Origin of the sequence: Gemmatimonas sp. (assembly GCF_044344655.1) — a bacterium.
Taxonomy (GTDB): domain Bacteria; phylum Gemmatimonadota; class Gemmatimonadetes; order Gemmatimonadales; family Gemmatimonadaceae; genus Gemmatimonas.
The window spans coordinates 22,473-46,182 of record NZ_JBIJCN010000025.1; the positions used below are offsets into that span (position 1 = coordinate 22,473).

At 66.7% G+C, this 23,710-nt stretch carries 19 protein-coding genes; 5 read left to right on the forward strand and 14 right to left on the reverse strand.

Going from position 1 to position 23,710, the window contains the following annotated elements:
• Positions 1-72: 72 nt before the first annotated feature.
• Positions 73-525, reverse strand: coding sequence for a c-type cytochrome (locus ACIQ51_RS08340; RefSeq protein ID WP_396204577.1), 453 nt, complete (start codon positions 523-525; stop codon positions 73-75).
• 126 nt (positions 526-651) lie between these two features.
• Here ACIQ51_RS08340 and ACIQ51_RS08345 point away from each other — a divergent pair, with 126 nt between their 5' ends.
• Complete coding sequence (locus tag ACIQ51_RS08345; RefSeq protein WP_396204578.1) at positions 652-2,121, forward strand: NAD(P)/FAD-dependent oxidoreductase; 1,470 nt, start codon at positions 652-654, stop codon at positions 2,119-2,121.
• Positions 2,121-2,429 (forward strand): DUF2834 domain-containing protein, encoded by a 309-nt coding sequence (locus ACIQ51_RS08350; protein WP_396204579.1) that lies wholly within the window; start codon positions 2,121-2,123, stop codon positions 2,427-2,429. Before ACIQ51_RS08345 ends, ACIQ51_RS08350 begins: the two co-directional genes overlap by 1 nt.
• On the opposite strand, the gene ACIQ51_RS08355 is transcribed toward ACIQ51_RS08350, so the two are convergent.
• Genes ACIQ51_RS08355 through ACIQ51_RS08365 form a run of 3 tightly spaced genes read right to left on the reverse strand, consistent with a single transcriptional unit; the run spans position 2,329 to position 7,282 of the window.
• A complete protein-coding gene (locus ACIQ51_RS08355) occupies positions 2,329-3,390 on the reverse strand; it encodes an MBL fold metallo-hydrolase (protein ID WP_396204580.1) in 1,062 nt (353 codons plus the stop codon). The genes ACIQ51_RS08350 and ACIQ51_RS08355 overlap by 101 nt on opposite strands.
• Positions 3,387-3,908, reverse strand: a complete 522-nt coding sequence (locus ACIQ51_RS08360) for a PepSY domain-containing protein (RefSeq protein WP_396204581.1) — start codon at positions 3,906-3,908, stop codon at positions 3,387-3,389. Before ACIQ51_RS08360 ends, ACIQ51_RS08355 begins: the two co-directional genes overlap by 4 nt.
• Entirely contained in the window at positions 3,908-7,282 is a 3,375-nt protein-coding gene (locus ACIQ51_RS08365; protein ID WP_396204582.1) for a PDZ domain-containing protein, read from the reverse strand. Before ACIQ51_RS08365 ends, ACIQ51_RS08360 begins: the two co-directional genes overlap by 1 nt.
• Positions 7,283-7,599: 317 nt before the next feature.
• Between ACIQ51_RS08365 and ACIQ51_RS08370 the strand changes: the two genes are divergently transcribed.
• Positions 7,600-8,718, forward strand: coding sequence for a carboxypeptidase regulatory-like domain-containing protein (locus ACIQ51_RS08370; RefSeq protein WP_396204583.1), 1,119 nt, complete (start codon positions 7,600-7,602; stop codon positions 8,716-8,718).
• A gap of 11 nt (positions 8,719-8,729) precedes the next feature.
• On the forward strand, positions 8,730-9,161 hold the full coding sequence (locus tag ACIQ51_RS08375; RefSeq protein ID WP_396204584.1) for a surface-adhesin E family protein: 432 nt from the start codon (positions 8,730-8,732) through the stop codon (positions 9,159-9,161).
• Between the two features lie 19 nt (positions 9,162-9,180).
• Here ACIQ51_RS08375 and ACIQ51_RS08380 read toward each other — a convergent pair whose 3' ends face one another.
• From ACIQ51_RS08380 to rpsP, 7 genes are all read right to left on the reverse strand, one after another.
• Positions 9,181-10,035, reverse strand: coding sequence for a DMT family transporter (locus ACIQ51_RS08380; protein WP_396204585.1), 855 nt, complete (start codon positions 10,033-10,035; stop codon positions 9,181-9,183).
• A gap of 70 nt (positions 10,036-10,105) precedes the next feature.
• Entirely contained in the window at positions 10,106-13,345 is a 3,240-nt protein-coding gene (locus tag ACIQ51_RS08385) for a sialidase (RefSeq protein ID WP_396204586.1), read from the reverse strand.
• 131 nt (positions 13,346-13,476) lie between these two features.
• The gene (locus tag ACIQ51_RS08390) at positions 13,477-14,694 is read right to left on the reverse strand and encodes an NADP-dependent isocitrate dehydrogenase (RefSeq protein WP_396204587.1); all 1,218 of its coding nucleotides are present in this window, start codon (positions 14,692-14,694) and stop codon (positions 13,477-13,479) included.
• Positions 14,695-14,847: 153 nt separating this feature from the next.
• Entirely contained in the window at positions 14,848-15,339 is a 492-nt protein-coding gene (locus ACIQ51_RS08395; protein ID WP_396204588.1) for an asparaginase domain-containing protein, read from the reverse strand.
• Positions 15,336-16,178 (reverse strand): tRNA (guanosine(37)-N1)-methyltransferase TrmD, encoded by an 843-nt coding sequence (gene trmD, locus ACIQ51_RS08400; protein ID WP_396204589.1) that lies wholly within the window; start codon positions 16,176-16,178, stop codon positions 15,336-15,338. Before trmD ends, ACIQ51_RS08395 begins: the two co-directional genes overlap by 4 nt.
• 34 nt (positions 16,179-16,212) lie before the next feature.
• Positions 16,213-16,833, reverse strand: coding sequence for a ribosome maturation factor RimM (rimM, locus tag ACIQ51_RS08405; protein WP_396204590.1), 621 nt, complete (start codon positions 16,831-16,833; stop codon positions 16,213-16,215).
• Positions 16,745-17,059 (reverse strand): 30S ribosomal protein S16, encoded by a 315-nt coding sequence (gene rpsP / locus ACIQ51_RS08410; RefSeq protein WP_396204591.1) that lies wholly within the window; start codon positions 17,057-17,059, stop codon positions 16,745-16,747. Before rpsP ends, rimM begins: the two co-directional genes overlap by 89 nt.
• Positions 17,060-17,334: 275 nt before the next feature.
• Here rpsP and ggt point away from each other — a divergent pair, with 275 nt between their 5' ends.
• Positions 17,335-19,092, forward strand: coding sequence for a gamma-glutamyltransferase (gene ggt, locus ACIQ51_RS08415; protein WP_396204592.1), 1,758 nt, complete (start codon positions 17,335-17,337; stop codon positions 19,090-19,092).
• Positions 19,093-19,201: 109 nt separating this feature from the next.
• Here ggt and ACIQ51_RS08420 read toward each other — a convergent pair whose 3' ends face one another.
• The 3 genes from ACIQ51_RS08420 to ACIQ51_RS08430 all read right to left on the reverse strand — a co-directional run.
• Positions 19,202-19,783 (reverse strand): DUF2911 domain-containing protein, encoded by a 582-nt coding sequence (locus ACIQ51_RS08420; RefSeq protein ID WP_396204593.1) that lies wholly within the window; start codon positions 19,781-19,783, stop codon positions 19,202-19,204.
• Positions 19,784-19,893: 110 nt separating this feature from the next.
• Positions 19,894-22,977: a hypothetical protein gene (locus tag ACIQ51_RS08425; RefSeq protein ID WP_396204594.1), complete on the reverse strand. Its 3,084-nt coding sequence runs from the start codon at positions 22,975-22,977 to the stop codon at positions 19,894-19,896.
• 118 nt (positions 22,978-23,095) lie between these two features.
• Positions 23,096-23,710 (reverse strand): amidohydrolase family protein (locus ACIQ51_RS08430; RefSeq protein WP_396204595.1); only part of this gene is annotated, 615 nt, incomplete at its 5' end.

Below are 23,710 nucleotides of genomic sequence, written 5' to 3' on the forward strand. Positions count from 1 at the left end.
TGCCAGGATCAGGCAACACAAACGGCCGCCGGAACCACCGGCGGCCGTGAGCCTACGCACAGCGCGTCCCCGTCAGGGGGCCGGCGGGACCGCCGGCAGCACCAGTTTGATGGGGGCAAGGGTCAGGGAGTCGCTGCCAAGCGGACGTGCCCCCGCGACCAGCCCGTTGAGCTTCAGGATATACGCCAGGGCCGCCGTGTACTCCTCTCGGGGGAGGGCGCCAGGGTTGCCGTCGGGCATGGTGGTCCGGATCTGCTCATACAGCGTAAAGAGCGGCTGCCCCGCCCACTTGGTGCGGAAATCGGCCCCCGTGACATCCTTGGTCTCGTGGCATTCGGCGCACGCCTTGGTCCACACGGCTTGGCCAGCCGTGGCCTGGGAGTCGGTATAGACGACGGTCGAATCCTGCGCGCGGACGGGTCCCGCCCCGCCGGGCTGCTGCGCCGTCATGCGGGTGGCCGCGAAAACACTGGTTGCGACCACGGCGAGGAGAAAGGCGCCGGGAAAATGAGATGTACGTGGCATGGCCGTTCAACGTGTGCGCTGGGCGTTTCGCTGGCAAGTCGGCAGCGTGGAATTTGTCGGAGATTCACCCTGCCGTCTTTCGGCGTCCGGATTGCGGGCACGCTGCGCCTCCGACATTTTCGGCGAATGGACGCTTCACATACCCCGGAAGTTCCCGAACGACTCGAGCTGGCCAACGCGCCAGAGCCCTCGCGGCCCCTTGCCGAGGGCGACGACGCCCTGCCCCGCCGCGACTTTCTCCGGCTGGCCGGTGCCGGCGCCGGTTTCATGCTCGCCGGCTGTGCCCCGCCCGTGGCGTTCGCCTCCGCCCCCGCGCGGGGGATCGAACGCGGGCGCGGTCCCTCCCCATCGAGCAGCCATGTGGTGATCGTGGGCGCCGGTGCGTGGGGCGGATGGACCGCCTATCATCTGCGCGCCCGCGGCGTGCGGGTCACCCTGATCGACCAGTACGGGCCGGGGAATTCACGCTCGACCAGCGGCGACGAGACGCGCGGCATCCGGTCGTCGTACGGCGATCGCGCCGCCGGCGAACTCTGGACGCCGTGGGCTCGGGCCGCCATCGCCCGCTGGAAGCTGTTCGAACAGGAGTGGGGGCCGGCGTTCCGCACGTCCTTCTTTCACGAAACCGGCGACGTGATCATGCGCGCGACGCGCGAGCCGTTCATCACGAAGACGATCGACCTGTGGAAGGCCAACGGCGTGCGGCACGAAGTGCTCACCGGCGATGAGGTACGCAAGCGCTGGCCGGTGATTAAGGCCGACGACATCACCGTGGCCATCACGGAACCCGACGCCGGGGTCGTTCGCTGCCGGGCGGCCACGCAGGCGGTCGCCGCCGTCGCTCAGAAGATGGGCGTGGAGTTGGTGATCGGCCGCGTGACCCCCGGCCCCATCGTGAACGGCATGATGGACGGTGTGGTGCTGGAGAATGGCACGGTGATCCGCGGCGACCAGTACGTGTTCGCCTGTGGTCCCTGGTTACGCAAGCTGTTCCCGTACCTCGAGAACCGCGCGCGTATCCCGCTCGGCCATGCCCTCTATTTCGGCGTACCACAAGGCGATGCGCGCTTCCAATTCCCGAACCTCCCGAGCTTCAATTTCCCGGGCGTGACGGGGTGGCCCATGCTCCCCGTGGACAGCCGTGGCTTCCGGGTGCGCGGGGCCATCGCCCCCACCGTCGCCGCTGGCGCGTCGGCGGCACCGGCCGCACAGCCAGCAGCACCGCCGGCTGCGCCGTCAGCCGCGGCCGATCCCACGCTGCAGGATCCGGATCTGTCGTCACGCTGGACCAACCAGGATCGCGTGGATGGTGCGCGCCGCTTCCTCGCCGCCCGCTTTCCGATCCTGGCCAACGCGCCGCTGCTCGAAACGCGCGCCTGCCACTACGAATCGAGCGTGAACCAGAACTTCATCGTCGATCATGTCCCATCGGCGGGCAACGCGTGGATCGCCGGTCTCGGTCAGGCCGAAGGGTTCAAGTTCGGGCCGGTGATCGGCGATTACGTTGCGCAGCGCGTGCTCGGCATCGACGGTGATCCGGCGCTGAAGAAAGCCTTCGCACTCCCCACGGAGCAGTACGAAGGGCCGCCTCGCTGATGCGTGTCCCGTTGCTGTACGCCGGTGCGGCCTTGTTCTTCGCCTACGAGCAGTGGGCGTTCTATATGTGGATGCAGCAGCATGGCACCGTCGCGGTGGGGCTCGCGCACGCGTGGCGCACGCTCCGTCAGGATCCCATGGTGTTCATGGCGTGGAACGACATGGGTATCTTCACCGCCGTCGTGCTCACGTGGCTCTGGCGCGACATCACGCGGAGCGGCCGCGCGTTTGCGTGGTGGCCCGCGACGCTCCTGATGGGCTGCCCGCCGCTGCTGGTGTATCTGGCGCGGCGGAACGCATCCGATTGAACCGCAGCGTTTCGCCGTGCCGCAGCACGATGAACCGCTCACGCGGTAGCCCACGCGCATCCAGCGCCACCGCGAGATCGCGCGGCGGCTGATCGAGTGGTTCGTCGGTCAGCGCAAAGGTGCCCCAGTGTACCCCGATCGCCTGACGGGCCTGTACGTCGAGCATCACCTGCACCGCTTCCTCGGGATTCACATGCTGACTGCGCATGAACCAGCGCGGTTCGTAGGCGCCGATGGCGATCGCGGCGGCATCGAAGGGGCCCAACCGGTCACCGATGCGGCGCGGCTCGTGCGAATAGCCAAGATCCCCCGAATACCAAAACCGGAAGTCTGCATGCAGGACCGCCCAGCTGCCCCACAACGACGCGTTGCGGTCGAAGCCGGTCCGGCTTGACCAGTGCTGGACCGGCAGGAAGTGCAGCGTGAGCGGACCACAGGGCGCCTCGACCGTGCGCGTCGCATCCCAGTCGACGCCATCAATGTGCGGCAACGTACCACGCACGCGGGGGAGATTGCGCGCAAACCATCGCTCGGTGCCACGCGGCACGAAATACCGCGGCGCGCCGCCCTGCTGCGCCGCCACAGCACGCACCGAGCGGCGATCAAGGTGATCGTAGTGGTTGTGCGAGAGCAGCACCGCATCGACGTGCGGCAACTCCTCAAGTGTGAGCCCCGGGGGCTGATGACGACGCGGCCCGATGTAGCGGAAGGGCGACGCGGTGGCGCTGAAGACCGGATCGAGCAGGAGGTTCGCCCCTGCAACTTGCAGGAGCGCCGACGAATGCCCGATCCACGTATACGCCGGCGCACTGCGGTTGGCGTGCACGAATGCAAGATCGGGCGTGACTCCGCGCAGCGCGAGCACCGGTGCCCGCGGCGTACCCGCGCGCGCGCGTTGCCAGCTCCACTTGAGGAGATCACGGCCCCGTGTGGCGACCACCGACGGAAACCGCTGGCTCACGCCGAGTGGCGCTGCTTCTTCTGCGCGCGCGCGAGGTACGGCAACACGTAGAGATACATGCCGGTGCCCCACAAACCGAGGACGATCACCCCTGACGGCAGGAAGATCCACAGCTTGGCGGCATCGTGAAACCACGACCCGTCATGCAGTTGCTCGATGAGATCCGATCGGCGATACGCGGCCTGCAGTACGGCGCCCGTGCCGAGATCGACCTGCACTTCCCACCGGTTGTTGGCGGTGACCTTCACCAGCCCCTTGCCCGGGCGCACGTCAAGGCGGTCGATATCGTCCCAACTGGCCACCTGCGCCTGCGGCACCGAGCGGGCGGCGTCGAGGATCTGCGCCATGCTCACCGCCGGCACCGTGTGGGCGGTGCGCTGCTCCGGTGGCTGGACCCACGGCAGCTGCTTCTTGAGTTGCAGCAGCAACCCGGTCACAACCACCAGCAGGAACGGCACCGCGGCGGCAATCGCGCCCCAGCGATGCAGCTTCCGGTTCAGCACACGAGGGTTCGTCATCAGTTGCCGCGCTTGCCCCACACCGGCGGCGTGGGTTCGGTGTTGGCGCGGTCATTCTTCCACGTGGAGAGCAGGCGCATCGCCTCCTGCACCGCCCGCTCGAGCTGCGGATCCCGACCGGCAATCACGTCCTTCGGGAAGTTCTCCACGTCGATATCGGGGGCCACGCCCTCGTTCTCCACCGCGAACTTGTTCTCGCGCGAGAAGAAACCGAAGCGCGGCGCAATCATGGATCCACCGTCGATGAACGGCGGGGTGTCAGTGGTAGCGACCAGTCCGCCCCACGTGCGCGCCCCCACCAGCGGACCGAGTTTGCGCCGCTTGAACATGTAGGGCATGAGATCGCCGCCCGAGCCGGCCATCTCGTTGATGATCATCACCTTCGGCCCCCAGATACCGTTGGCCGGGCTCGTGAACGGATAGCGATCCCCCACGGGATTATTGAAATAGCCATCGTAGTCGCGGCCGAGCAGATCCACGATGTAGTCCGCAGCCGATCCGCCGCCGTTGAAGCGCTCGTCCACGACCACGCCCTGGCGGTCCTGCTGCGCGAAGTAGTAGCGGTTGAAGCTGGTGTAGCCTGGTTGGCCGGTATTGGGGAGATACACGTACGCCAGTCTGCCGTTCGACACGGAGTCCACATATCGGCGATTGCTCTCCACCCACGCACGCGTGCGCAAGCCCTGCTCGCTGGCGACGGGCACCACGGTGACCTGACGCGCCCCCTGCAGGTCGGGACGGCTGTTGACGGTGAGCACCGTCTGGCGATTGGCCGTCCCGTCGAGAAGGCGATAGATGTTGTCGGGCGCGCGCAACTCCACGCCGTTGATGGCCAGGATGTAGTCGCCCCGCGACACGTTCACCCCCGGCGACGCCAGCGGCGCCCGCAGTTCGGGGTTCCAGCTTTCCGCATCGTAGATGCGCGCCAGCCGGTAGCGACCATTGTCGATCGAGAAGTCGGCGCCGAGCGCCCCACCGCTGGCGGTGGGGACCTCGGGATAATCACCACCGCGCACGTACGAGTGACCGATCGCGGTTTCGGCGCCCATGTTGTCGATCAGGAAGTTCAGATCGGCGCGGTGATTCACATGCTCGAGCAGCGGCTCGTACATCGTCTTCATCGCCGCCCAATCCGTGCCATGCAGGTTCTTCACATAGAAGTTGTTGCGCTGGTTGCGCCACCCTTCGTTGAAGATTTGCCGGAATTCCTCGCGGGGATCGACATAGGCGCGCAGCGTGGCCGCGAGGCGACCGGTGCCGGCCGCAGGCACCGCACGATCGGCGTCCACGAGGAACAGCCCGCCGCTCTGACCGCCGGTGCGATAGAGCAGCTTGCGCCCATCCGCACTGAGCGTGAACTGCGACACACCGGCCATGAAGGGTGCGGCGCGGCGTGTGGACAGCTGATACCGATGCAGCGTGGCACCAGTGCCACCCATGCCACCATTGCCGCCACCGGTCCCCGTGGCCGGAATGGCCTCGAGGAAGAAGACCGTGCCCGACGGGCCGGCCCGCAGCGACGCGTAATTGCGATCAACGATCCCGGGCACCGCGATCACGCGCTGTTGAATACCCTCGAAATCGATCCGCACCGTACGCACCGGTACGGTGGCCCGCGCACTGTCGGACGGGACGGGCCCACGTGACACGCTGTCGGCGCGCGGACGCGCCGTCCCTGCGCTGTCACGCGGGGCAGCACCAGCGCGCGCGACCTCCTCGTCGCTTTCCGGGAGCAGCGGCGACGGCTCGGTCCTGCTCAGCACCGCGAGATACAGCGAACGCGTCTCGGGGTGATCGTATGCCGACATGTCGAGCAGCGACGTGTTCAGGCCCACGTTCGTGGACGCCATGAACCACAGGTACTTGCCGCTCACGTCCCACGCGGGGGCGACTGCGTCGGCCATCCCGTCGGTGATCTGCTGGACTGCACCGGCCTCCACATCGTACACGAAGATCGCACGGAACAGCGACTTGAGCCGCTTGGGATACGCGAGGTATCGCGAATCGGGGCTCCACACCGGCACCACCGAACGATCCGCCATGAAGTACGGGTCGGTGTCGGCCACTTTCGACCGCCCCGTGCCGACATCCACCAGCCAGATGCGGAAGTGGGAATCCTGGAACGCGATCTGCCGGCCGTTCGGCGACCAGCTCGGTGCATACGGACGGCTGGGTTCCGGGAGGGCAATCGTGCGACGCGCCCCAAGACCATCCTGCGGTGCGATGACGAGCTGATACTCACCCGATGCATCACTGAAGTAGGCGACCGACTTGCCGTCGGGCGACCAGAGCGGGGCGATCTCCGCCGCGCCGCTGCTGTTCGTCAGATTGCGCACATCGCCCTTCTCGGCAGGGATCGTGAACACCTCGCCGCGGGCCTCCACCGCGGCCCGCTTCCCGGTCGCAGAGAGCGCGAGACCGGTCACGCGTGCCGACACGTCTTTCCACCCGGGCATCATCCATGGGAAGTCACCCGCCGCCGTGATGCGCACGATCTTCGCGGCGCCCGTGCGCGCATCGAGTTCGTGCACGTAGCCGGCCTGCTCGAACACCACGGTACTGCCCGCGGCGTCGATCGACTTCACGTCGAAGTCCGTGAACTTCGTGACCTGCGAGAGCTTCCGCGACTTACGGTCGTAGGCCCAGACGTTCGACACACCGTCGCGATCGCTGAGGAAATACACGGCATCCCCGACCCACACCGGATCCATCTCCTTGGTGCCGGCGAATGGGGTGGAGTCGAGCGCAAAGGTCTTGAGATCGAGAATCCAGATCGGCTTATTCTGGCCCCCGCGATAGTTGCGGCGCTCCTCGTCCCACGAGGAGGCCATGCGGTATGCGACCTTGCCACCATCGGGGGAGAGCTTGCCCTGAAAGGCACGGGGCATCGGCATGGCACTTTCCACGCCACCCCCGACGGGGACGGTCCAGAAGCGCGGCGCGGCGCTGGGCGCCCATGTGGCACGAGGCGACGCGAACATGATCGCCTGGCCATCGGGCGACCATCCCTGCACCACGTCGTTCGCCGGATGCCAGGTGAGGCGCTTGGGTTGTCCACCCGCGACCGGCACCACGTACACATCGGTGTTGCCCGCATACTCGGCACTGAACGCGATCAACGTGCCGTCGGGCGACAGCTTGGGGTTCTGCGTTTGTCCCTGAAAGCTGGTGAGCCGACGCGCTTGGCCTCCCGTGCGCTCGACCACCCACACGTTGTTGGCATAGGCGAAGGCGATGTGCTGCGCGCTCACGGACGGCGTGCGAAGCAAGCGGGTCGGCGACTGGGCCTCGAGCGAGGCGGATGCCGCCAGAGCGGTGAGACTGGCGGCACGCAATGCGCGTGCGGCGAGAGCGCGGGCAGGTGTGGGGCGCATGATCGGCGAAGTGAAACGGGGAAGGACACGCCGGCGGACGGGAGCCCGGCGTTGGCGGGCCTCCTTCACGTTACGTTGCGTGCGGGCGCAGCAGAAGCCGCCGTGTCTCTGTACGACCAGGTCGTGCCATCCGTTGCCGTCGCCCCCCACGGGGACCATCACTCGTGGCGGTGCACAGCCGGCCGCTCCCGAGCTTGCTCCGGCGTGCATCGCCACTCATGATTCAATAGAGTCAGGCTGCGCGTCCACACCTGTCCGCGGTTCTCATGCGCCCCCGCCTTTGCAGTCTCCGCGCGCTCGCTGTCAGTTCGGCGATCGTGTTGGCATCGATCGCCGCACCACGTCGAGGCGCCGCGCAAGACCAGGCGGCCACCGGTACGCTCAAGGGCGCAGTGCGTACCGCCGCCGGTGTCCCGGTCGGCGGGGCGCAACTGCGCGTGCAGTTCCGCCCCGGGGTGGCGCCTGCCCGCGCGGAGTCCGACGACAATGGCGAGTTCACGTTGTCGCGGGTGCCAACCGGTCCCGTATGGCTGGTGGTGCGCCGGATCGGGTTCCGGCCAGACTCCGTAGCGGTGACGATTGGCCCTGATGCCGTGGCCACTGCCACCGTGCGTCTCGAGCGCATCGCCGTGGAACTCGCAACCGTCCGCGTGCTTGGGCGCCGCGACCTGACGGGGAATCTCGCGGGCTTCTACCGTCGCATGGACTTTGGCAACGGCCGCTTCTTCACCGCAGCGGAGCTCGACCGGCGCAACACCACCCGGCTGACCGATGTCCTGCGTATGGTCCCGGGGTTGCGAATCGAAACGCGTGGCTTCACCAACTCGGTGCGCATGCGGGGCAGTCGCTGCGCCCCGCTGGTGTGGCTCGACAATCAACCGCTCTATGCCGGCGAGATCGACCTCGACAGCTTCGATGCCCGCAGCTTCGATGGCGTGGAGGTGTACAGTGGCGCCTCCTCCGTGCCGGTGGAGTTCCAAGGGAATCAGCGCATGAGCAGCGCCTGTGGCACCATCGTACTCTGGTCCAAGCGCGGCGAACTGCGGGAACGGAAGCGCAAAAAGGACGAACCGACGCCCGCCACACGCATCGCCGCCATGCTGGAGGATGGCAGCGCCTTCGTCGTCGGCGACGTGGACGCCGGGGCCTCCCCCGACTCACTGCTCCTCGTACGCCCCGTCTACCCCGATTCGCTCTTCGAAGCACAGGTGCCTGGACGGGTCATCGCCGAATTCGTGGTCACCACCACTGGCGAGGCCAACATGGATACCTTCAGCGCCGTCACCACGACGAATCGACTCTTCGTGGAGCCGGTGCGCCGCGCCGTACGCGAGCAGCGCTTCGTGCCGGCCGTGAAGCGTGGTCGGATCGTGCAGCAGGTTCTGCAGCTTCCCTTCGAGTTCGTTCCAGACTCCACCGCGCGCCGCAAGCGCTGACCCTTCCGTTCATGCACGCCATCATTTCCCGCCTTGCCCTGCCTGCCCTCTGCGTGGCCCTGGTCGCCAGCGTCGCTTCCCGTCCAGTCCTTGCGCAGAAGGCGACGCCACAGCAGATCGGCACTACGTCGGTGGGAACCCCGACACCCGTCTTCGTGGAACCGCGTTCGATCAGCCGGACCGGCACCGTGGTGACCGCCACCATTCGCGTGGCGCTCGTGCCACCACTCAAACACCCCAAGGGGGAACTCCGGACCTCGCGCACCATCGGCATGTACGATTGTGCCAAGCGTACGGTCGCCACGAAGGAAAGCTGGTACTACCTCGACGAGGCCGGCACGAAGGAAGGGATGCATCGGCAGGTAAAGATCCCCGGCTTCGGCCCCGTGGGCAAAGGCTCGGTCGCCAACGTCGCGCTCGACTATCTCTGCCGCGCCAAATAACGCGCGGCGTGGTGGACCGTCAGCGGCCGCGCGCGGCCCAGAGTACCCCGCCAACGACGGCTCCCGCTCCCACGAGCCCGATGATCGAGAGACGCTCCCCCCAAAGCAGGTAGGCGGCAATCACGGCCAGCACCGGCTCCAGCATGGCGATCGTGGAGGCACGGGACGGCCCAATGAGCCGAATGCCGTTTGCATTGGAGAGGTAGGCACCGTAGGTGGCCACCGTGGCCAGAAAGGCGATCGCCCCCCACGCCCGCCACGTGAGCCACTGCCACGACACGAAGGGCGCCAGCACCACAGCCCCCGTGGCCAACGCCCACGCCATCACGCGTGCCGGCGCGTTGTGTGCGAAGAGCGGCCGGCCGATCAGGAAGTACATGGCGTAGGCGATTCCCGAGCCCAGCCCCCACGCAATGGCCGCCGGCGTCACCTCGATCTGTGCGCCCCCCGCCGCCGGAAAGAGCGCCACCAGAATCACACCGCCGAGCGTGAGTAGCAGCGCGAGCGCCTCGTGCCGGGCCACGCCCTCGCGCAGCACGAAATGCGCGCCGATCGCCACCCAGACCGGTGCGGAATAGAGCAGGATCGCCGAGAGCGCCGCGCCGCCCAGCCGCACCGCCTCGAAGTACGCCACGTAGAGGCCGGCCACGGCGATCACGCCGAGCCCCATGGCGTACAGGCGGTCCGTGCGGCGCAGCGGGTGCGCCCGCGTGAGCGAGGCATGAATCGCGAACAAACAGGCCGCGATCGAAGCCCGCCAGAAGGCCACCGTGAGTGGAGGCACTCCCTCGGCAAACGCCACACGGGCGACTGGCCCCAGTAGCGCCCACTGCAGCGCAGCCAGCGCGATGAGCGATGCCCCGTGCCGGCTCACCGCGGACAGGAGTGTATGGGGATGGTTCGCACCTACGAAACCGTGTACCGAAGGCGGTCGCCGACGCGGATCACGGTACGATGCGCGCCGGGGTGGCGCCGCGATCCACCACCTTCGGCAGTCCCTTCCCATCGAGCGTGCGGTTCAGCACCGGGAGCTCGCTGGCAAGCAGCCCGTCGATCGTCTGCAGCGCGGCGGCGAGCTCGGTGCCAAGGATGCCACGCACCTCCACGTGCTGTGTGGTGGGGGTGAAGTCGGCGACCGAGACGCCATTCGCGAGATACCCGATCTTGCCGATCAGCTTGGAACCGAAACGCACGCCGTCCTGGCCACCACCCGTGAGCCGCAAATCGAGCAGCGCCGACTCGGCCTCGATCAACTTGGCATCGAGCGCGCGCATCTCGCGCACGACGTCAACGTCACCGGCGGCTGTGCGCTGCACTTGCTGCAACTGCAGGCGCACGTTCTCCACACGGGCCACCGCCACGGCAGCCTTGTCGAGTTCCCCCTTGAGCGCACGCAGCGTGCGAACCTGCTCGGTGATCTCCGCCTCGGTACCGGCGCTATTGGGATCCTTGCGCACCTCGAGCGGTTGCGACTGCGTGGTGCCGTCAACCGTGAGGCGTACCGTATACCGTCCCGGCGCCATGAGGATTTGCAGTCGGTTGGTGCCCGGCGCCACACGCCCCTGCGGCGGCGTCACGATGTGCTCCGCATAGAGCGGGCTGGTGAAGAGCCGCACCTCCATGCTCGGCTCGTCACGCAGATCCCAGTGAACGCGGTTGATGCCGGTTACGTTGCTGCCGCGCAGCGTGCGCACCACCGCCCCAGACGCATCGAGGATCTCAACCGACGGCGCACTCTTGGCGGGTGCCTTGAGGAAGTAGTTGATCGACGCGCCGTATTCGGGGTCGGTACCGGCGGTGGGATCATCATACGTGGTACTGGGCGCCGTGATGGGGCGGAAGCGATAGGCCGACCGCGGGGCGAACAGGTGCGCCGGCCGCGACAATACCGCCGCATCGAGCTGCTGCAGTGCGGTGAGATCGTCAAAGATCCAGAAGCCACGGCCGTACGTGGAGATCACCAGGTCGTTGAAGTGCTCCTGCACGACGATCCCCGACACCGGCGCATGCGGCAGATTGTTTTGCAGCGGAAGCCACTGGTCGCCGCGATCATACGACACAAAGATCGCGTTCTCGGTGCCGAGGTACAGCATACCGCGCCGCACCGGGTCTTCGATGATGATCTTAGCGTAGCTCAGCATGCTGCGCGGAATGCCGTTGACGATCTTCGTCCACGTCTTGCCGTAATCGGTAGTGCGGTACACGTGCGGATCGCGGTCGTTCTCCTGATGCGCATCCACCGTGATGTAGGCGGTGGCCGCATCCCACTTCGACGCGGCGATCGAGCGCACCGATCCCCAGAACGGAATACCCGGAATGTTGGCCGTGAGGTTGATCCAGGTGGCGCCGTTGTCGCGGGTCAACTGGACCAGCCCGTCGTTGGTCCCCACCCAGATCGTCCCCTTCTCCTTCGGTGATTCGGCGATGCCGTACACCACACCGGAGTACTCCACGCCGATGTTGTCTGGCGTGAGCCCGCCGGAGCTCTTCATCTTCGAGCGGTCGTTGCGCGTAAGGTCAGGGCTGATCACCTGCCAGCTGTTGCCGCCATCCTGCGTGCGATGCACATGCTGGCTGCCGGTATAGATCGCATTGTGATCGTGCGGCGAGATGAGCAGCGGCGCGTCCCATACGAAGCGGTACTTCACCCCCTCGGCCGGTCCGTTCGACTGCTGCGGCCACACCTCCACGTTGCGGAACTGGCGACGTGCTTCATCGAAGCGCACCACGATGCCACCCACCATGCCCGAGCCCGAGGCCGTGCTCCAGATGAGATTGGGGTCCACCGGATCAGGGGTGGCCCAGCCGCTCTCGCCGCCACCGACCGAATGCCACATACCGCGCGAGATGCCGGCGCTGCGTCCGCCCTGCACGCGACTGTTGCTGGGCCCCCGATAGCTCGGCTCGTCCTGCTTGTTGCCCAGCACGTTGTACGGGATGTTGTTGTCCACCGTTACGTGGTAGATCTGGGCGTTGCTGAGGCGCTGACGGAACCACGTCTTGCCGCGGTTGACCGTGATGGACAGTCCCTGATCGTGCGCCACGATCTGCCGGTTGGCATTGGAGGGGTCGATCCAGATGTCGTGGTGGTCACCACCGGGCGCTTCCTGTCCCGCGAGCGTGGTCAGCGTGCGCCCCCCATCGATCGAGCGCGCATAGCTCGCCGTGAGGAAGTACAGCTCGTTGTCGTTGTCGGTCGCCACGGCCGTGCGCGAGTAGTAGTGCGCGCGCCCCATGGCGTTGCGGTCACGTGTCATAAGCTGCCACGTGGCACCGTCGTCGTCGGTGCGCCACAGCTGCCCGCTTTCGGTGGCTTCGCCTTCGAACGGAATGCCGTCACCGGTTTCGATGAGGGCATAGACGCGCGACGGATTGCTGGGGGCGATCGCGAGCGCGTGCTTGCCGGTGATCTTCGTGGGCAGGCCATTGCCCACAAGCTTCTTCCAGGTCACGCCGCCGTCCGTGCTCTTGAACAGGCCACTGCCGGGGCCACCGCTGCGGCGCCCCCAGGTGTGGATCTCGATCTGCCACATCCCCGCGTACAGCGTGCGCGGGTTGGCCGGGCTCATGGCCAGATCGCTGCAGCCGGCGTCGGGCGTGGTGAACAGCACCCGCGTCCAGGTGACGCCACCATCGGTAGTGCGATAAACGCCGCGCTCCTGCTGCGGGCCGTACGCCGTGCCGAGGGCGCAGGCGAGCACGATGTCAGGGTTGGTGGGATGCACCACCACGCGTGCAATGCGCCCCGTCTTTTCGAGCCCCATGAGCTGCCACGTTTTGCCGGCATCCATGGACTTGTAGATCCCCTGCCCGATCGAGATGTGACTGCGGATGTGCGCTTCACCGGTGCCGGCCCAGACGATGTTGTGATCACTCGGTGCAAGCGCCATGGCCCCGATTGACTGCACGGGCTGTTCGTCGAACAGCTCCTGCCAGTGCACGCCGCCGTCGGTCGTCTTGTAAATGCCGCCGGAAGCAGCACCCACGTAGTACGTGTTGGGGTCGCCGGGTATACCCACCGCGGTACTGAAGCGATTACCCTCCGGCCCGATGTGTCGCCACGGCAGTCCCTGATACAGCGCGGGGCTGACGACCGGTTGCAACGGGGCGGCGGCTGGACGCTGGGCGCCGAGGGCGACGGGAATGGCGGCCAGCGAGAGCAGGCCGACAATGGATCGGTGCATAGCAGGACTCGGAGTAGAGGGGACCCCCCATGCTACCGCGCACACCCTCTCCCGTCAAAAGCAAACGGAGGCCCGGGGGGAATGCCCCGTGCCTCCGCGCCACCGTCTCCATGGTGCCTCGAGCCGCAGGCTCAGGCCATCTTCGCCTGCAGGCGACGATCGATCGCGTCGAGGAAGGCTTCCGTGTGCAGGTACGGCGTCTTGCGATCGATGAGGATCGCGAGATCCTTGGTCATCTCACCCGCTTCCACCGCTTCGATGCACACCTGCTCGAGCGTGTTGGCGAACGCCACCACGTCCGGGGTGCCATCGAGCTTGCCGCGGTGCGCGAGGCCGCGAGTCCACGCGAAGATCGAGGCGATCGGGTTAGTGGACGTCTTGTTCCCCTTCTGGTGTTCGCGATAGTGACGCGTGACGGTGCCGTGGGCCGCCTCTGCTTCCATCGTCTTGCCGTCGGGCGTAAGCAGCACGGAGGTCATGAGACCGAGCGAGCCAAAGCCCTGGGCCACGATATCGGACTGCACGTCGCCATCGTAGTTCTTGCACGCCCACACATAGCCGCCTTCCCACTTGAGCGCCGAGGCCACCATGTCGTCGATGAGGCGATGCTCGTAGGTGAGCCCCTTGGCGTCGAAATCGGCCTTGAACTCGTTCACGAACACTTCCTCGAACAGATCCTTGAACTGACCGTCGTACGCCTTCAGGATCGTGTTCTTCGTGGAGAGGTACACCGGGTACTCGCGCTGCAGGCCATAGCGAAAGCTGGCGCGTGCGAAGTCCCTGATGGAGTCGTTGAAGTTGTACATGCCCATGGCCACACCGCCGTCCTGGCCGAACTTGGCCACCTCGAACTGCATCGGCGCACTCCCATCGGCGGGCGTGTACGTCATGGTGACCGTACCCGGACCGGGGACCTTGAAGTCGGTGGCCTTGTACTGGTCGCCGTGCGCGTGGCGCCCGACCACGATCGGCTTGGTCCACCCCGGCACGAGCCGCGGGATGTTGGAAATGATGATCGGCTCGCGGAAAATCACGCCGCCGAGGATGTTGCGGATGGTCCCGTTGGGGCTCTTCCACATCTTCTTGAGCCCGAACTCCTTCACGCGCGCCTCATCCGGCGTGATGGTGGCGCATTTGACCGCCACGCCGTGCTTCTTCGTGGCTTCAGCCGAATCGATGGTGACCTGGTCGCCCGTCGCGTCGCGGTGCTCGATCCCGAGATCATAGTAATCGAGCTGCACATCGAGATACGGCAGGATGAGCTTGTCCTTGATGAACTGCCAGATGATGCGCGTCATCTCGTCGCCGTCCATTTCGACGACGGGGTTCACAACCTTGATCTTGGCCATCGGTCGGGGAGTGCCGGGTGAATCGGGGTGGTGGAACGACAGGCCACAGAGGCAGCCGGACGCTTGATGATACAAGATGCGCCCCGTACCACGATGGGACCAGTGGACGGACCCGTCAGCCCCCCGCGAGGGCCCAACGGGCGCCGCCCGTGCTCAGTCTCGCTGCTGTTCGAACACGCCAACGTCGCGGTTCTTCACCACATTATCGGCGGTGAAATACCGTCCGTTCATCGCCACGTACACCCCGGGTGGGAGCGACTGGGCGAAGCTCAGCGCGCTGCCGAGGTTGAACAAGCCATCGGAGCTGCCGAAGGCGTAGGGGACCATCGCCCCCGTCAGCACGATCGTCTTGCCGGACAGCTCGCCGGCCAACATGCGCGCCGTCTCCACCATCGTGTCGGTACCATGCGTGATCACGATCTGCGTTTCGGCCGCCTCCCGGCACGCCTGCACGATGCGTTGGCGGTGCGACTCCTTCATTTCAAGGCTGTCGATCATCACCAGCACGTCCACCTGCACGTCGAGCATGCAGCGTCCGCGCCGCAGCATCTCGGGCAGGTGCGTCTTCTCGAAGTGCAGGGTACCGGTGAGCTCGTCGTATTCCTTGTCGAAGGTCCCGCCGGTCACGAAAATGCGTACGCTCATGCGTCGGGTTCTCCCGCTGGCCCCTTGCCCGGACGCGCCGCCGCGCGGGCGCGGGCCCGTTCCTTCGCGGCCTTGTCGCGCGCCTTCTTTGCTGTCTTTTCGGCGAGCTTTCGTTCTGCCTCGGCGATCACCGCTTCACGGGCGGCGATCTCCGTTTCGCGGGTCTGCCACGCCGTACGGTCCCGCGCCTCCGCCTCGCGCGTGCGCCGCAGGCTCTCCGCCTCGCGCCAGGCGGCCACTTTGGCGTGGTCACCGCCCACGAGGAGGTCGGGCACGACCACCCCGCGATACTCCGCCGGCCGTGTGTAGCTCGGTGCGCTGATCCCGCGACCGAAAAACGAGTCGGTGCGCGCGCTCTCGAGATCGCTCATGGCCCCGGGGAGCAACCGCACGGTGGCATCGACGATCGCCAGCGCCGCTGGTTCACCGCCGCTCAGCACGAAGTCGCCAAGCGACAACTCCTCGGTGGCGAGATGCGAGGCCACGCGCTCGTCGATGTCCTTGTAGTGTCCGCACAGCAGCGTGAGCTCGGCGCCTTCGGCGAAGCGCATCGCATCGGCGTGGGCGAAGCGCCGCCCACGTGGCGACAGCAGCACGATAGGGCGGGTGGCGCCGATCGATTCGACGGCCTCGAAGAACGGGCCCGGCTTCATCACCATGCCCGGACCACCACCAAACGGGTAATCGTCGACCGTGCGATGACGGTCATGCGTGAACTGGCGGAGGTCCACGAGATTATACGTGACCTGTCCTGCCATGGCTGCCTTGTGCGGAATGCTCAGCGAGAGCGGCCCGGCGAAGAATTCCGGAAAGATGGTGACGATGTTGATGCGCAGCATGCGCGGATCCGCGAAGGCGTCTGAAGCGTGGACGTCAGTCGAACAGACCATCGAGCGGTGCGAACACGATCGTCCGCTGCCCGTCGTCCACCGACCTCACGAGCTCCTCGGTCCACGGCACGAGCGGGCGCCCGGTGGCCGTTTCCACTTCGAGGATGAAGCCCTGCGGCGCGTCATATACGTCGCGCACATGTCCCACGTGCCCCTGCCCTTCCACTTCGACACGCATGCCGATCAGATCGCCGATGTAGATCTCGTCGTCGTCCGGCTCGGGGAGCACGCTTTCGTCGGCCAGCAGATAGCGGCCACGCCAGCCGTCGGCGATGTCGCGGTCGGTCACCTCGGCCACGCGCAGGAGCCACTCCTTATTCATGGGGCGGCCGTCCTCGACGTGTAGCGGCTGGGTATCGGCACCAGGCGCGAGATTGCCCTCGCGGTCACCGGCAAAAAGCACGGCGCCGGACGCGAAAACCGCGTCCGGCGCATCGGTGAGCGACTCGACGGCCCATGCGCCGCGCACTCCATGTGCGCGGCGCACGCGGCCGACAATGATCAGCTCAGCCAGTTCAGGCCTCGCCCGACGGCAGGGCCACCGCGGTGGCCTGCAGCTTGGCGGCAAGGCGCGCTTCGTGGCGGGCCTTGAGGATACCGGCACGACGGAGGAGCGAGCGAACCGTATCGGTCGGCTGGGCGCCCACGCTGAGCCAGTAGTTCACGCGCTCGACCTGGAGGTTGATCGCGTTTTCACCGCCGCGGGGCTGGTACTGCCCGAGGATCTCGATGAAACGGCCGTCGCGGGGGCTCTGCGAGTCGGCAACGACGATGCGGTACATCGGGGTCTTCTTCCGGCCTTCGCGGCGGAGACGGATCTTGACGGCCATCTGTTATCTCTCGGACAGGGTGTTCGCCATGAGCCAGCGCCTACCGCCTGACTCACAGCATGGCAGGACCGCAAACGGTCGCCACCACTCGGGCTCCTCGCAGCGTCGGCGTCTCCGACGTGCACCCGGACCGCCCCTTTCGGGGCAGCCCTGAACCATAACCGAGGAGGGGGGCTGGTTCAACCGGTCCAACGGACTCTGGTCTGGCAGGACCAGCGGAAGCGCGACCGGACACGTAGAATCCGGGTATTGGTACCCCTCCCGCCCACCCCCCCATGTCCCGTACAGGTTCAGTACTGTCCCGGCGCCTCGCCTCCGCGGCTTGGCTCCTCTCGGCTTCGGCCCCCGTCCTGCTTCCCGGACGGCTCGGCGCGCAGGGTGCGGCCGACACGCCTCCCCGCCCCACGGCCGCCGTCGAAGGGGCCAAGGGTATGGTCGTCTCGGCCAGCGCCCTCGCAAGCCAGGTGGGGCGCGACGTGCTCGCCAACGGCGGCAACGCCATCGATGCCGCGATCGCGACCGGATTTGCGCTCGCCGTGACCTACCCGACCGCCGGCAACATCGGCGGCGGCGGCTTCATGGTCGTCCGCTTTCCCGACGGACGCGCCACCACAATCGACTTCCGTGAGCGCGCACCGCAGGCGGCCACCCCCACGATGTTCACCGACAGCACCGGTGCCTACTCGGCGCGCATCCACCACGGATCACATAAGGCCGTCGGCGTACCGGGCACCGTGGCCGGCTTCGACTTTGCGCACAAGAAGTACGGCAAGGTGAGTTGGGCCAAGCTGGTGGAGCCCGCGGCCCGCATGGCCGACACGGGCTTCATGGTGCCGGTGGGTCTCGCTTCGTCACTGGGCAACGCCCGATTGCAGGAACGGCTGGCCGCCTACCCGGCCACCATCGCCGCGTACTACAAGGGCGGCAAGCCGTACGCTGCCGGCGAACGCATGGTCCTCGCGGATCTCGGCCGCACGCTCTCACGTGTGCGTGACCTACGCCGCGACGGCTTCTACAAGGGGACGACAGCCCACCTCATCACCGCCGAAATGCGCAAGCATGGCGGGCTCATCACCGAGGACGACCTCGCGCGCTACGAGGCCGTGGAGCGGGCGCCGGTACGCGGCACCTTCAAGGGGTACGAGGTGATCTCCATGCCCCCACCGAGTAGTGGCGGCGTGGCGATGGTGGAGATGCTGAACATCCTCGAGGGGCTCGACCTCAAGGGGGCCGGGCACAACTCACCACAGTACCTGCATTGGCTCGCCGAGAGCATGCGGCGTGCCTTCCGTGACCGTGCCATTCATCTGGGCGACCCCGACTTCACCAAGCCGCCCGTCGATCGCCTGACGAGCAAGAGCTACGCCGCCACGTTGCGCGGCACGATCGACCCCAATGCGGCGTCCCCGTCGTCACCGGCCGATGTTACCCAGGGGTACGAAAGCGACGAGACCACGCACTACTCGGTCGTGGACAAAGACGGCCTGGCCGTGTCGGTCACGTATACCCTCGAGGCGGGGTACGGACTCGGGGCCGTCGTGGATGGCGCCGGCTTCCTGCTGAACAACGAGATGGGTGACTTCAACGGCAAGCCCGGTCTTACCGACAGCACGGGGCTGATCGGGACCGCGCCCAATGTGGCGCAGCCGGGCAAGCGGATGCTCTCCAGCATGACCCCCACGATCATTGCGCGTGAGGGCAAGCTCGTGGCGGTGGTGGGCAGCCCGGGCGGCCGCACGATCATCAACACCGTGATGCAGGTCGCCCTCAACCTCATGGCGTTCGAGATGCCGGTGCAGCAGGCCGTGAATGCCGCGCGCATTCACCACCAGTGGCTCCCGAACGCGATCACGATGGAGCGTGACGGGTTCGGCAGCGGCGTGGCCGACGCGCTGAAGGCCAAGGGGCACGTGGTGCGGATGGGCTCCACGCAGGGGACGGCGCATTCGATTGCCATCGACCCCACGACTGGCAAGCGCCTCGGCGCGCCGGATCCGCGCGACCGGGACGCGGGGGCGTCGGGACATAACTGAGTCCCGGGAACGCCCGGAACGCTTGCCCCACACGCAAAACCCGGAACTGATCGGTGACTGATCGGTTCCGGGTTTCGCGTGTGGGTTTCGGGTTCCGGGTGGCTCCGAATTACTTCGCCGTGAAGCCCGCGATGGCCTTGTACGTGTCCCACATGATCACGATCTCGCCGCCCTTGCCGGCCGACTTGACCTGGATCTCCATCTTCTCGACGACCGCATTGTCGGACGTCACCTTCATGGGGATGCTCACGAGGTCCTGCTTCGCGTCGTACGCCGTGCCCCACTGGCCCGTCTGCTTGTTGACGATCAGTTCCCACTTGCCGCTCTCTTCGAGCTTCGTCCAGAGCGTGTAGGTGCCGGCGGGCACGGTCTTGCCGCCGAAGTCGAGCGCCTTGCTGGTGGTGAAGTGCGTGGCCTGATTCGCACCCGTGCGCCACACCATGCCCCACTTCATGTCGTTCAGGCCACCGAAGATCACGCGGCCACGCTTGGACGGACGGCCGTAGTTGACCTTGATGTCGGCACCGGCCACGGTCACGGCGATCGAGTCACGCGGCGACGCGGGCGCCTGGCCACGGCCGCCACCCATCTGCATGCCACCCATGCCGCCCTGCGCGGCGGCCGACACCGAGAACAGCGAAACAGCAGCAAGCGCGTACGCGCCACGAACCAGCGAGCGGGAAATGGTCATCGTCGAGAGGAAGGAGAGAATGAACGGCAATCGGGCGACGCTCCCCTGAGCGCCGCCCGAATTGTATCACCACCGGCAAGCGGGGAGTTCCCGCCACACCCGGCCGGAACCTACATCCGCCGGGCCGCCGGACCGATGGCCCGATCGAGCTTGGCCTTCACCGCCTCGAGCTCCTTGCGCAGCACCGTGTACCGCTCGAGGGCATCCTGCCCGACCTTCTGGTCGGCGCGGGCCGTCATGCCGGCGAGGTAGGTGATGTGCGCCTGCAGCCCCGGCTTGCCGTAACGGATGGGCTGGGTGTTCACCACCTCGCTCACTTCCTTCACCTGCTTCGCAGTGTCAGCCGCAGCACCCGTGGCGCCCTTGTACTTCTGCTCCGCCGTACGCACGCGAGCCAACAGCGTGTTCACGTCGGCCACCATCTCGCGCATCTTCACGTTGTGTGCGAACTGCGCCTGCAGATCCGCCTCGGTGGTGCCATCAGCTGCAAGCCGCGGGTCGATGCGCACGCGAAGCGGGACCGTCTTCGATTCACCGCCCACGCTGATCTTGACCGAGTACTGTCCCGGGGGAGCGCCCAGCCCGTTCTGGTGCTGCACGTTCCACACGAAGCGGTTCAGCCCCGTCTTCTTGGTGACCAGGTTGAGCGTGGGGCCTTCCGCCATCGTGGGCGTCCGCCCCCCGCGCCCGGCCATCATCGATTCATCCGGATCGTCATCGTCACCGCGACGACGTGGCGGCTGCACCGGGGCCACCCCGCTCTTGAAGCTGTTCACCACTTTGCCGGCCGCATCGGTGATCTCGATGCGCACCGTATCCGACGGTTCGCTGGCAAGGAAGTAGTCGACCGTGGGACCAAGGAGCGACTGACCCACATTGGCGCGGTATCCATCGCGCGGCGTGAATACCGTGAGTGCGGCACTAGCCGTAGTGGGACCGATCTGTTGCAGCGGCGCGATGTTGTCGAGGATCCACGCCGCCCGACCCTGCGTGGCGATCACGAGATCGCCCTTGTGCACGCGAATGTCGTTGATCGGGATGATCGGCATGTTGAGGTTGAACGGCTGCCAGTGCCCACCGTTGTCGAACGAGATGTACAACCCGAACTCCGTGCCGGCATAGAGCAGCCCTTCACGCACCGGATCCTCGCGCACCACGCGCACCGGCACGTCGGCCGCGATGCCATTGGTGCCGTCGGTCAGCAGCTTCCACGTCTTGCCGTAATCGTTGGTGAGATAGACGTACGGCTTGTAGTCGCCAAGCAGGTACCGGTAGGTCGCATAATAGGCCGATCCCTTGCGATGCGGTGACGCATCGATCCACGCCACGCGGCCGCCCTCGCCGAGTCCCTTGGGCGTGATGCGCGACCAGGTCTTACCGTCGTCGCGAGTCACGCTGAAGGGTCCGTCGTTGGAGCCGGTCCAGATCACGCCCTTCTCGAGCGGGGATTCACTGATCGCGTAGAGCGTGCTGTAGAACTCCTCGCCCGTCACGTCACGCGTGATCGGCTCACCGCTGCCGCCCTGGCAGCACTTGGGGAAGGCGGTCAGGTCAGGCGAAATCTTTTCCCACGACGCGCCGTTGTTGCGCGTGCGGTGCAGGTACTGCGACCCGTAGTACAGCACCTTGGGGTCATGCGGCGACGTGGCCATCGGCGTGGTGCGCTGCATGCGGAAAAGGAGATCGCCGCCATCGTTGCCATACAGCGACTGTGCGCCGATCCAGTAGTTCTTGGTCACGCCGGCCTTCATGTTCATCACCGCATACTGCCCCTTGCAGTTGCCGTGCACGATATTCTCGTCGCTCGGATGCGGGATGATCGGCCCCGTTTCGCATCCCGGTCCCACCCGGACCGCGGCCATGTTGAACGGGTTGTTGAGGCTCGGCACGATGTACGTGCTATTGTCCTGCTGCGCCATGTACAGGTTGTACGGGAAGGCGTTGTCGAGCCACACCCCGTAGAACTCTGCCGTGGGCTGGATGTCCTGCGAGCTCCACGTCTTGCCGCCGTCGTACGACACATTGGCGCCGCCGTCGTTCGACTGCACCATGGTGTTGCCGTTCGTCGGGTTGATCCAGATGTCGTGGTTGTCGCCATGCGGCGTGCGGAACGGCGTGACCGTCTTCCCGCCGTCGGTGCTCTTGTAGAACGTCTCCGCTCCGGCGTACACCACGTCGGCATTGGTGGGATCGGCGCCGAGCGACGTGTAATAGAACGGTCGCGTGATGAGCCCCGGCGTGCTGTTCATTAGCTGCCAGCTTTCCCCGGCGTTATCGGAGCGATAGAGACCACCGCCGGGGAGCGCTTCCACCAGCGCGTAGAGCCGCTGCGGATTGGCTGCGGTTACGGCCACGTTGCCCTTGCCGATCAACTCGTTGGGGAGACCGGTGCTCTGGATGCGCTTCCAGCTCTCCCCGCCGTCGGTGCTCTTGTAGAAGCCGCCTTCGCGCGAGCCGGAGATGATCGACCACGGTTTGCGCTCGATACGGTTCATCCAGGCGTACACCACATTCGGGTTGCCGGGCTGCAACTCCACATCCATCGCGCCGGTGGAATCGCTCACGTAGAGCGTGTGCTTCCAGGTCTTGCCACCGTCGGTGGTCTTGAACACCCCGCGCGTCTTGTTGGGCTTGAAGATGTCGCCGTAGGCGGCCACCCACGCGATGTCGGGGTTCGTGGGGTGCACGCGTACCGCGCCGATCTGCCCGGCGTCGTAAAGCCCCTTGAACTCCCAAGTCTTGCCCGCGTCGCTGGAGCGATACACGCCGCGGCCGGTGGAGACGTTGGAACGTACGCCGTCGGAGCCGGTGCCAAGCCAGATCACATTGGGGTCACTGTCGGCCACCACGACGGAGCCCATGGATCCCACGGGCACCTTGCCATCGGTGATCGGCTCCCAGCTTTCACCGCCGTTGGTGGTGCGCCAGAGGCCGCCGCTGGCCACCCCCATGTAGAACGTTTTCGGCTGCGAGGGCACACCAGTTACGGTCGTCACACGGCCGCCGCGGGAGTGCCCCACGAGGCGGTATGACATGCCGCGGAACAGGTTGTTGTCCACCGCCGCCATCATTGGCGCCTTGGGGGCGGCCGGACGGGCGGCCGGACGGGCGGCGGGCTTGGCGCTCTGGGCTCCTGCCACGGCAGGGGCCACACCGAGCAGGGCGAGTATGACCGGGAGGGAACGGCGAGTCATGCGGCGAGGCGGTTGAGGGATCGACCGGCTGGGGTGCCGGCCTCGCATAACCTACGCCGCATTCTCGCCCGCGTTGAGGGTGGGGGCGGGACCGTCCCCGGCACCGGCGGGCCCGCGGTCACCCCGCCCGGAGCACCCGCCCAGGATTGGCGAGATGCTCCCCCTCCCGTACCGCCACCACCCCATTCACGATCACGGCGGCGATTCCCACCGGGTACTGAAACGGATTCGCGAAGGTGGCGGTATCGGCCACGCGCGCGGCATCGAACACCACCACATCACCCGCCATCCCCACGGCAAGCCGGCCGCGATCACGTAGGTGCATCCGATCGGCGGGACGCGCCGTCATCTTGTGCAGGGCGTCGGCCAGCGACAGCGCCTGGCGTTCCCGAACGAAGCGCCCGAGTACCCGCGGCATGGTACCGGCCCCGCGCGGATGCGGACTGCCGCGGCGGGTGGGCCCATCCACCGCGAAGCTGCCGCCATCCGAGCAGACCATGCCGTATTCGTGCGCCAGCAGGCGATCGAGATTGGCTTCACTCATGGCGAACCCCAGCATCCCCACGTCAACCTGATTGCGGCGCAGGAGCCCCACGGCCGCGTCATATGGATCCTCGCCGCGCGCCCGCGCCCACGCCCCGAGCCGCTTGCCTTCCGCATCACGATCCACGGGATTGCTCACGCGCGCGATTTGCACGTTGTCCCATCCGCCGATCACCTCGACCTTGCCTAG